Origin of the sequence: Streptomyces nigra, from assembly GCF_003074055.1 — a bacterium.
GTDB lineage: Bacteria > Actinomycetota > Actinomycetes > Streptomycetales > Streptomycetaceae > Streptomyces > Streptomyces nigra.
On sequence record NZ_CP029043.1, the window covers coordinates 1,590,374 to 1,599,771 of the forward strand.

The 9,398-nt window shown below is 72.4% G+C and carries 9 protein-coding genes and 1 riboswitch; of the genes, 4 read left to right on the forward strand and 5 right to left on the reverse strand.

The window, feature by feature from the left end:
* Positions 1-44: 44 nt before the first annotated feature.
* Together DC008_RS07410 and abc-f are read right to left on the reverse strand one after the other, a co-directional pair.
* Positions 45-266 carry a helix-turn-helix domain-containing protein gene (locus tag DC008_RS07410; RefSeq protein ID WP_004002281.1) on the reverse strand — a complete coding sequence of 74 codons (222 nt, stop codon included), beginning with the start codon at positions 264-266 and terminating at the stop codon, positions 45-47.
* A gap of 335 nt (positions 267-601) precedes the next feature.
* On the reverse strand, positions 602-2,200 hold the full coding sequence (gene abc-f / locus DC008_RS07415) for a ribosomal protection-like ABC-F family protein (RefSeq protein WP_055621365.1): 1,599 nt from the start codon (positions 2,198-2,200) through the stop codon (positions 602-604).
* Positions 2,201-2,407: 207 nt separating this feature from the next.
* Between abc-f and DC008_RS07420 the strand changes: the two genes are divergently transcribed.
* On the forward strand, positions 2,408-2,821 hold the full coding sequence (locus DC008_RS07420; protein ID WP_108706256.1) for a VOC family protein: 414 nt from the start codon (positions 2,408-2,410) through the stop codon (positions 2,819-2,821).
* A gap of 16 nt (positions 2,822-2,837) precedes the next feature.
* Here DC008_RS07420 and DC008_RS07425 read toward each other — a convergent pair whose 3' ends face one another.
* The 3 genes from DC008_RS07425 to DC008_RS07435 all read right to left on the reverse strand — a co-directional run bounded on the left by DC008_RS07425 (position 2,838) and on the right by DC008_RS07435 (position 6,475).
* On the reverse strand, positions 2,838-4,241 hold the full coding sequence (locus tag DC008_RS07425) for a hypothetical protein (protein ID WP_164492271.1): 1,404 nt from the start codon (positions 4,239-4,241) through the stop codon (positions 2,838-2,840).
* Positions 4,242-4,560: 319 nt separating this feature from the next.
* A complete protein-coding gene (locus DC008_RS07430; RefSeq protein WP_108706258.1) occupies positions 4,561-5,685 on the reverse strand; it encodes an alpha/beta hydrolase family protein in 1,125 nt (374 codons plus the stop codon).
* A 70-nt stretch (positions 5,686-5,755) separates the two neighbouring features.
* Complete coding sequence (locus DC008_RS07435) at positions 5,756-6,475, reverse strand: class II aldolase/adducin family protein (protein WP_108706259.1); 720 nt, start codon at positions 6,473-6,475, stop codon at positions 5,756-5,758.
* Positions 6,476-6,673: 198 nt separating this feature from the next.
* Here DC008_RS07435 and DC008_RS07440 point away from each other — a divergent pair, with 198 nt between their 5' ends.
* From DC008_RS07440 to DC008_RS07450, 3 genes are all read left to right on the forward strand, one after another.
* Complete coding sequence (locus DC008_RS07440) at positions 6,674-7,441, forward strand: lysozyme (RefSeq protein WP_108706260.1); 768 nt, start codon at positions 6,674-6,676, stop codon at positions 7,439-7,441.
* A gap of 153 nt (positions 7,442-7,594) precedes the next feature.
* Positions 7,595-8,827, forward strand: a complete 1,233-nt coding sequence (locus DC008_RS07445) for an inorganic phosphate transporter (protein WP_108706261.1) — start codon at positions 7,595-7,597, stop codon at positions 8,825-8,827.
* Between the two features lie 40 nt (positions 8,828-8,867).
* Positions 8,868-9,089: a hypothetical protein gene (locus tag DC008_RS07450; protein ID WP_055621371.1), complete on the forward strand. Its 222-nt coding sequence runs from the start codon at positions 8,868-8,870 to the stop codon at positions 9,087-9,089.
* 106 nt (positions 9,090-9,195) lie between these two features.
* Positions 9,196-9,335: riboswitch (cobalamin riboswitch) on the forward strand.
* Positions 9,336-9,398 lie beyond the last annotated feature (63 nt).

Below are 9,398 nucleotides of genomic sequence, written 5' to 3' on the forward strand. Positions count from 1 at the left end.
GACCGGCCGGGTGGTCACCATCGAAGACGATGGACCGCCCGGGATCAGGACGATGCGGCCTTCTTGCCTCGCGTCGCCCCGCCACGCCCACGCAGCGTGACGCCCGATTCGCTGAGCATCCGGTGGACGAAGCCATACGAGCGGCCGGTCTCCTCGGCCAGTGCCCGGATGCTCGCACCGGAGTCGTACTTTTTCTTCAGGTCTGCCGCGAGCTTGTCGCGCGCGGCGCCGGTCACCCGGCTGCCCTTCTTCAGAGTCTCGGCCACCCGTGCCTCCTCATGGGAAGTGCGCTCTGGTCTCCTCATGATCACCCCTCCGGGGCTACATGGCCACCCATTCGGCAAGGTCCGTGAGACATGGTTGTGACGACAGGAGTGCGTCCCCACATACGGAATAGGGAATTCCGTGATCTCGCGTCCGTACAGCCGAACGGGTTCATTTGTGAATTCCCAGGTCAGCGTCCTGGCATGCGCGCGCCCCCGCCGATAACCGACGAGGGCGCGAAATCGATGTACTACACACCTCGGTACGAGGAGATCTCACACAGATGGTGGATCACCCGTGGGCCGAATGATCCATAGCCCGTGGATCACGTTTTCGATCAAGCGAGGGCGACGAGATCCGCGTAGCCGGCGCCCCACAGGTCCTCGACGCCGTCGGGCAGCAGGATGATCCGCTCCGGCTGCAGGGCCTCGACGGCGCCCTCGTCGTGGGTGACGAGGACGACCGCGCCCTTGTACGTGCGCAGCGCGCCGAGGATCTCCTCACGGCTGGCCGGGTCGAGGTTGTTCGTGGGCTCGTCGAGCAGCAGGACGTTCGCCGAGGAGACGACCAGGGTGGCGAGGGCCAGCCGGGTCTTCTCGCCGCCGGAGAGCACGCCGGCGGGCTTGTCGACGTCGTCGCCGGAGAACAGGAACGAGCCGAGCACCTTGCGGACCTCGACGAGGTCCATGTCGGGGGCCGCCGAGCGCATGTTCTCCAGGACGGTGCGGTCGGGGTCCAGGGTCTCGTGCTCCTGGGCGTAGTAGCCGACCTTGAGCCCGTGACCGGGGATGACCGCGCCGGTGTCCGGCTGCTCCACCCCGGCGAGCAGCCGGAGCAGGGTGGTCTTGCCGGCGCCGTTGAGGCCGAGGATGACCACGCGGGAGCCCTTGTCGATGGCCAGGTCGACGTCGGTGAAGATCTCCAGGGAGCCGTACGACTTCGACAGGCCCTCGGCGGTGAGCGGGGTCTTGCCGCAGGGGGCGGGCTCGGGGAAGCGCAGCTTGGCGACCTTGTCGGACTGGCGGACCTCCTCCAGACCGGACAGCAGGCGCTCGGCGCGGCGGGCCATGTTCTGGGCGGCGACCGTCTTGGTGGCCTTGGCACGCATCTTGTCGGCCTGGGCGTTGAGCGCGGCGGCCTTCTTCTCGGCGTTCTGGCGCTCGCGCTTGCGGCGCTTCTCGTCCGCCTCGCGCTGCTGCTGGTAGAGCTTCCAGCCCATGTTGTAGACGTCGATCTGGGCGCGGTTGGCGTCCAGGTAGAACACCTTGTTCACGACCGTCTCGACCAGGTCGACGTCGTGGGAGATCACGATGAAGCCGCCGCGGTACGTCTTCAGGTAGTCCCGCAGCCAGACGATCGAGTCGGCGTCGAGGTGGTTGGTCGGCTCGTCGAGGAGCAGGGTGTCGGCGTCCGAGAAGAGGATGCGGGCGAGCTCGATACGGCGGCGCTGACCACCGGAGAGGGTGTGCAGCGGCTGGCCGAGCACCCGGTCGGGGAGGTTGAGCGCGGCGGCGATGGTGGCGGCCTCGGCCTCGGCGGAGTAGCCGCCCTTGGTGAGGAACTCCGTCTCCTGGCGCTCGTACTGCTTGAGGGCCTTCTCGCGGGTGGCGCCCTTGCCGTTGGCGATGCGCTGTTCGTTGTCGCGCATCTTGCGGATCAGCACGTCGAGGCCGCGGGCGGAGAGGATCCGGTCGCGGGCGAGGACGTCGAGGTCGCCGGTGCGGGGGTCCTGCGGGAGGTAGCCGACCTCGCCCGAGCGGGTGATCTGTCCGGCGGCGGGGATGCCCTCACCGGCCAGGCACTTGGTGAGGGTCGTCTTGCCCGCGCCGTTGCGGCCGACGAGGCCGATGCGGTCACCCTTGGCGACCCGGAAGGTCGCGGACTCGATGAGGACGCGCGCGCCGGCGCGCAGCTCGATACCGGTGGCGGAGATCACGGTCAGACTCCAGGGCGGGGTTAGGTGGCGGTTTTGGGCGGCTGAGGACAGTCCCGCCGTCTAATGCGCGAGGAGAATGGCCATGCGGCCAGTCTAACGGGGCCGTGCAAGCGCTTTTCCCGGGTTCGGACGACCGGCGACGGGTCATGCATCACACCGGCGGCGGCGACGGCCGCCGGTTTTCGTACGGCACGGAAGGGTGACGGCATGGCGGGTACGGGCGGTGGGCGTCCGGGCATCAGCCCGACGCTGCTCTACACGGACGCCAAGGCGGCGGTCGAACAGCTCACGAACGCCTTCGGGTTCACCGCGCTCGCGGTGTACGAGGGCGACGACGGCAAGGTCGTGCACGCCGAACTGGCGCAGGGCGACGGGGTGGTGATGCTGGGCTCCCGGGGCACCGGCAGCGCCTTCGACCGGGCGATGAAGGGCGCGGGCCCGGCCGGGGTGTACGTCGTCGTGGACGACGTCGACGCACACCACCGGCGGGCCGTGGAGCACGGCGCCGAGATCCTGATGCCCCCGACCGACCAGGACTACGGCGGCCGGGACTACATGGCCCGGGATCTGGAGGGCAACGTCTGGAGTTTCGGCACCTACGTCCCCGGGACGCCCGGCTGAGGGGCGCTGGCCCGGCTCAGCTGCCCCCGGTGTGCACCTGGAAGGCGGCGCGGCGCACGGCCTTGGCGAGCGCCGGGTCGGGGTGCGCGGCGGCGAGGGCGACCAGGACCTGCACGGTGCGGGGGTGGCCGACGGCACGCACCTCGTCGAGGAGGGCGGGCACGGTCGGCTGCACCGCGGACTCCAGGTGCCGGACGAGCATCGGGGCCTCGCCGTGGTCGGCGACCGCGGCGGCGGTGTCGACCCACAGCCAGGTGGCCTCCTCGCGGGTCAGCACCTCGTGGGCGTCCTCGGGGTCGACGCCGTCGTGCTCGGCGAGCCACAGCAGGGCGTAGGGACGCAGGGCGGGCTCGTCGGCGACCGCGCGCACATCGGGTTCGGCGGGGGCGCCGACGACGCGCAGCGCCTCGAAGGCGAGGCCGCGCAGCAGGGCGTCGTCGCCGCGGGCGGCGGCCAGCAGCTCGGTGACGGCGCTGCCGACGGGGCGGGCGGCGAGCCAGGCGCGGTACTCGTCGCGGGCGGCGTTGGGGCGCAGCTGGGCGCAGCCGCGCAGCATGTCCTCGGCGGACCGCTCGAAGTTCCCGGCGGGGCTCTGGGCGGCCACGCAGATCTGCTCCAGCTTGACCCAGACCGCCCAGCTGCCGAGCGGCGTCAGGGTGGCCTGGGCGGCGCCGTAGGTGAGGGCGCCGACGGAGGCGAGGGCGGTGAGGGCCCAGTCGAGCAGCGGGGCGAGGGGGGTGTCCTCGGCGGGTCTCGCGTCGGGCAGCGGCTCGGGCTGGGGGCCGTAGGGGATCTCGCAGCGTTCGGTGCGCAGCTCGGTGACGCGCTGCTCCAGGAGGTCCAGGAGCTGCTCGACGGGGACGGGTCCGGCGGACAGCTGGAGGAAGGACAGCACCTGGGGCAGGGCCGAGACGACGTCGGCGACGGCCGCGTGGTCGAGGTCGGCGGGCTCGGGGTGGGCCAGCGACCAGGCGTCGAAGAGGGCGACCCAGCCGCGCAGGACGGCGCTGTCGTCACGGTCCCAGGCGCGCAGCCGCCAGCTGGGGCGGGCGCTGTCGCCGTGCACCTCGACGAGGCCGGCGAGCCGGGCGGTGTCCCAGTCGGCGCGGACCTGAGTCACGGTCAGCCCGAGGGCGCGGGCCGCGCGTTCGGCGGTCTCGTCGGAGAGGGTGCCTTTGCCGTCGGGGTTCGCGTTCGTCCGGCCGGGCCGCAGGGCGGTGTCGGCCCACAGGGCGACACGGACCGCGCCGGCGAGCAGGGAGCGTGCCGTTCCGGCCAGCTCGGAGCGGGCCGGAGTGCCCTCCGGCGGCCGGGGCGCGGGCCGGCGCGGGCGCCGCTGGTTCACTGCTCCGGGGGCGGCGGCCAGGGGTCGCGGGCGGACGAGTCGAAGCCTGGAGTCGCGCGGGATACGGGACGTCACGGGTGCAGTCTTCCGGTTGACGGTCCGAAAACCCAAACGGAATGCCGTGGGCGGCTCCGGGGGCGGGCCGCGCAAGGGGTCCGACGGGTGCCCGGGCACCGGGAACAGGCCAGCGGTACGGCCTTAAACGGAATGGCGCGGCAGCGGGCGGGGGCGCGGCCGCGGTTAGGTCGTGTCCGTAAAGTCGCGTCGTCCGCCCGTAGGGCGTGCCGAGCGGCGTCCGGTGCGTGCTCTGGGGGTACCCCCTGCTCGAAGAGCTTGGGGGAGTGCCGGGCGTCGAACGGCAGGCGGGACTTTGCGGACACGGCCTAGGGGTCTCTCAGACCAGCGGGGTCAGGAAGCGGCGCAGCGACTCCTCGTAGAACTCCGGGTCGGCGTTCCACATGGCGGCGTGCGGTGCGTCCCGCACGGTGTGCAGGGTGACCAGGCCGGGGTGGGCGCGGGCCAGGCGGCGGGACAGGGTCCAGGGGGCGACCCGGTCGCCGGGACCGTGGAAGACGACGGTGGGCACGGTGACGCCGTCGAGGGCGTCGGTGCCGGAGCGGTCGGCGGTGAGGTTCGCGCGGCCCTGGGCGGCGCGGACGGCGAGGGGCAGCAGGACGCTCGGGGTGTGCCGGGCGGCGGCCAGGGCGCGCAGCGTGGTCTCCCAGCTGAGCACCGGGGAGTCCAGGACGAGCCCGGCGACCCGGTCGCGCAGGCTGGAGCGGGCGGCGGCGCGCAGCGCCATGGTGGCGCCGGTGGACCAGCCGAGCAGGACGACCTTGCGGGCGCCGTAGCGGACGGCGTAGCGGATCGCGGCGTCGACGTCGCGCCACTCGGTCTCGCCGAGGTGGTTCAGGCCGTCCGGGGAGCGGGGCGCGCCGAGGTCGCCGCGGTAGGCGAGGGCGAGCACCGGGACATGGCGGGCGTGCAGGGGCCGCATGAGGTTCATGGCGTGTTCGCGGGTGGTGCCCAGGCCGTGCACCGCGATGATCCAGGTGCCCCGGGCGCCGGGCACGAACCAGGCGGGCAGCGAACCGAGTTCGCCGGGGATGTCGATGTCGGCGTGGTCGAGGCCGAGGGTGGCGCCGGGGTTGCCGACGTACACGTTGGGGGTGAGCCAGACGCTGTCGCCGGGCTTGAGGTCGCCGTGGGTGACGCGCTCCAGGCGCCGGACGACGGTGTCGGCGGTGTGCCGCGCCGTCTCGAGGACCGGCCCGACGACGGCGTGCGAGCCGTCACCGGCCAGACCGTAGGTGCCGGGGCGCAGCGAGGCCAGGTCGCGGGTGAGGGCGATCTGCCCGGGGGCCGTGGCGTGCACGGTGAGCCGGGGTTCGGTGGGCAGCGGGCGGCCGGGCGGTGCCGTCAGGGCGGCGCCGCTGGCGAGCCGCCCGGCGGCGACGCTCGCGGCGCCGGCGGCCAGGGCCACGGTGACGGCTGCGGCCGTCGTTCGGACAGTGCGCACCCGTCCAGTGTCCGGAACGACGGGTCGGTCGGCCAGTGGGAGGGCGGGGCGGGGTGACCCGGCCCCGGTGTCAGCCCCGCTGCCCGTACCCCTTCAGCCGCTCCCCCACCTCCGCCACCTGGTCCTCGGAGAGGAGGGCCGGGGTCAGGCCGGGGACCGAGGAGGCCGTGAGCCAGACGCGGCACATCCACTCCAGCTGGGCCGTGCGGTCGTACGCCTGGTCCAGGGTGGCGCCGTGGGCGACGGTGCCGTGGTTGCCCAGGAGGCAGGCGGTGCGGCCGGTGAGGGCCCGCAGCATGTTCTCGGCCAACTCGCGCGTGCCGTACGTCGCGTAGGGGGCGACCCGGACGGGTCCGCCGAGGGCGGCGGCCATGTAGTGGATCAGCGGGAGCTCGGTGACGAGGGTCGAGACGGCCGTCGCGTGGACGGCGTGGGTGTGCACGACCGCGCGGGCGTCGGTGGCGCCGTGGACGGCCAGGTGCATGGGCAGCTCGCTGGTCGGCACCAGCGTGCCGAGCACCTGCCGGCCGTCGAGGTCGACGCCCGTGACGTCCCGGGGTGTGAGCCGGTCGTAGGGCACGCCGGACGGTGTGACCAGCACGGTGTCCCCGACGCGGACGGAGACGTTCCCGGAGGTGCCGACCACGAGGCCCTCGGCGACGGTCCGGCGGGCCGTCGCGACCAGGGCCTCCCAGGCCGCCGCCTCCTCGGGCCGCACCGTGCGCCGGTCCGGAACCTCCTCGTCCCGCGGTTCCCGTGCGTCCCCCTGCTCCCACCGTTCCTCAGCCATACGGCGATCCTGCCAGGCGCGGTGCGCGAAGTCGCCGGTGCGCGGGGGCACTTTAGGGCGGAGGGGCGACCTCCGGGAGGGCGCATAGCGGTACATATCACCCAGTCCACCTTCTTGGCGTGCAATCGATCAGAGTTCAACGATCTTCGGATAATCTCCGGGTGATTTGCCGCACACGTCGCCATTCCGGGGGGAACCATGGCCCGTGCCCGCAAACCGTCCCGTCGCCGTGACCGGCGCACCCACCGCTCCCGTCTCGCGGCGGCCTGCGCGGCGGTGCTGGCGCTGAGCGCCACCGCCCTCGCCGGGACCCCGGCCGCCGCCGCCGGGAAACCGAGAGGCCACGACGTCTCCTCGCACCAGAAGAACGTCGACTGGCAGGCCGGCCGGGCGAAGGGCGCCCGGTTCGTCTACGTCAAGGCGACCGAGTCGCACACGTACCGCAACCCCTACTACGGCCAGCAGTACGACGGCTCCCGCGCCGCCGGCCTGGTGCGCGGCGCCTACCACTTCGCCCTGCCGGACCGGTCCTCGGGTCGGGCGCAGGCGGCGTTCTTCGTGCGCAACGGCGGCGGCTGGCGGCCCGACGGCTGGACCCTGCCGCCGGCGCTCGACATCGAGTACAACCCGTACAGCAAGAAGCACAAGTGCTACGGGCTGCGGAAGACGGCGTTGGTCTCCTGGATCCGGGCGTTCAGCGACGAGGTGCGCCGGCTGACCGGCCGCCGACCGGTGATCTACACCACCGCCCACTGGTGGAACACCTGCACCGGGTCCTCCCGCGCCTTCGCCGGCGACCACGCGCGGTGGGTGGCCCGCTACGATGCACCGAGCCCCGGAACACTGCCTTCCGGATGGCGCGCCTGGACCTTCTGGCAGTACGACAACGCCGGCAGCCTGCCGGGTGACCAGAATCTCTTCAACGGGTCGCTGACGCAGCTCAAGAGGTTCGCCCGGGGCCGCTAGCCGGGCCCCGCCCGGGCCGTGCGGACGGAGGGCTTCCGTTCATTGGGGAAACCCTCCGTCCCGGACACCGTGCGGCCCGCCCCAGTTCACCTTCCGTTCACTCAGGTTTCCTACGTTCATCGAGCCAATGACCTCGAACGATTGCCTGGGTAAATGGAAAACTTCTCGCTGATCCTCGCGATCGTGGTGGTAACCGCGCTCGCGTTCGATTTCACGAACGGTTTTCACGACACCGCCAACGCGATGGCCACCACCATCTCGACCGGTGCGCTCAAGCCCAAGGTCGCGGTGGCCATGTCCGCCGTGCTCAACCTTGTGGGCGCTTTCCTCTCCGTGGAGGTCGCCAACACGATCTCCAAGGGTCTCGTCGACGAGACCGGCATCCGTCCCGAGGTCATCTTCGCCGCGTTGGTCGGCGCGATCCTCTGGAACCTCCTCACGTGGCTGGTGGGCCTGCCCTCCAGTTCGTCGCACGCCCTCATGGGCGGCCTGATCGGCGCGGCCATCGCCTCGGCCGGCGTCGGCGCCGTCCACGGTGACGTGCTCGTCACCAAGGTCCTGCTCCCGGCCATCGCCGCCCCGATCGTCGCGGGCGTCGCGGCCCTGCTGGCCACGCGGCTCACCTACCGGCTCGGCCGGAAGGCCGACGGCGAGGCCTCGAAGAAGGGCTACCGCGCGGGCCAGATCGCCTCCGCGGGCCTCGTCTCGCTCGCCCACGGCACCAACGACGCGCAGAAGACCATGGGCATCATCACCCTCGCCCTGGTCGCGGGCGGCGCCCTCGCCCCCGACTCGGACCCTCCCACCTGGGTGATCCTCTCCGCCGGTCTGGCCATCGCGCTCGGCACCTACCTCGGCGGCTGGCGCATCATCCGCACCATGGGCAAGGGCCTGACCGACCTCCAGCCGCAGCAGGGCTTCGCCGCCCAGACCAGCGCCGCGACGGTCATCCTGGCCTCCTCGCACCTCGGCTTCTCGCTGTCCACCACGCACTCCGTCTCCGGCGCCGTGATGGGCGCGGGCCTCGGCCGCAAGGGCGGTGTGGTCCGCTGGTCCACGGCCACCCGGATGTTCGTCGCCTGGGGTCTGACGCTGCCGGCGGCCGCGCTGGTCGCCGCGCTCGCCGAGTATGTGACGGGCCTCGGCACCTGGGGCACCGCCGCCGTCGCGGTCTTCCTGGTCGCCTCCAGTTTCGCGATCTGGAAGATCTCCCGCCGCGAGGTCGTCGACCACACCAACGTCATCGCCGACGACGAGCCGGCCGGCGTGGTGACCACCGCCATGGCCGCCGTGACCCCGCCTCCCACGGGCACGGTGACCGAGGACCTCGCGGTCACCGTCCCGGCTCCGGCCGGCGGACCCGAGCCCACCAAGCTCGGCGTCTGACTCCCGGTCACTCCTCCCGGCAACCCAAGGAAGCAGCAGTATGAAGATCGACTGGGCGGCTCTCGGCTCCGTCTTCGGTGTCAGTCTCGTGGTCACGGTGGCCCTCGTGGGCCTGTTCACCCTCGGCATCGCGGGCCTCTCGCGCCGCGAACGGGCGGTCGCGCAGGGCGACTCGGCCGCGCTCGCGGTCACCGGCGCCTACGCGTGCTTCGCCGCCTGCACGGCGGCCGTGGCCTACGGCATCTATCTCATCGTGGCCTGACGTACGGCCTTCGACTCCTGAGGTGCGCGACGGAACTCCGTCGCGCACCTTCGGTGTGTGTGGGCCTGCGCACACTCTCCCGTCGCAGGTCACAGGCAAGTTGACGGCCGTCGCGACCCGTGGTGGACTTCCGGAGCCATCTACGGCGGCAGAAGAGGAAGCCGGTGCGAATCCGGCGCGGTCCCGCCACTGTCACCGGGGTAGATACCCCCGGGAGCCAGGAACTCTCGCCGCCGGTCTCGTCGAACCAGGGCGTGGACACCCTGAGTGAGGACATCACGCGATGCTCGCCTGCCGATCGTCACGCAG

What these genes read in the sequence shown, in the direction of transcription:
- DC008_RS07435 (WP_108706259.1), bottom strand. Translation starts at nt 6,475, where the DNA reads ATGGCTGAGGAACGGTGGGAGCAGGGGGACGCACGGGAACCGCGGGAC.
- DC008_RS07445 (WP_108706261.1), top strand. Translation starts at nt 7,595, where the DNA reads ATGGAAAACTTCTCGCTGATCCTCGCGATCGTGGTGGTAACCGCGCTC.
- DC008_RS07420 (WP_108706256.1), top strand. Translation starts at nt 2,408, where the DNA reads ATGGCGGGTACGGGCGGTGGGCGTCCGGGCATCAGCCCGACGCTGCTC.
- DC008_RS07450 (WP_055621371.1), top strand. Translation starts at nt 8,868, where the DNA reads ATGAAGATCGACTGGGCGGCTCTCGGCTCCGTCTTCGGTGTCAGTCTC.
- DC008_RS07440 (WP_108706260.1), top strand. Translation starts at nt 6,674, where the DNA reads ATGGCCCGTGCCCGCAAACCGTCCCGTCGCCGTGACCGGCGCACCCAC.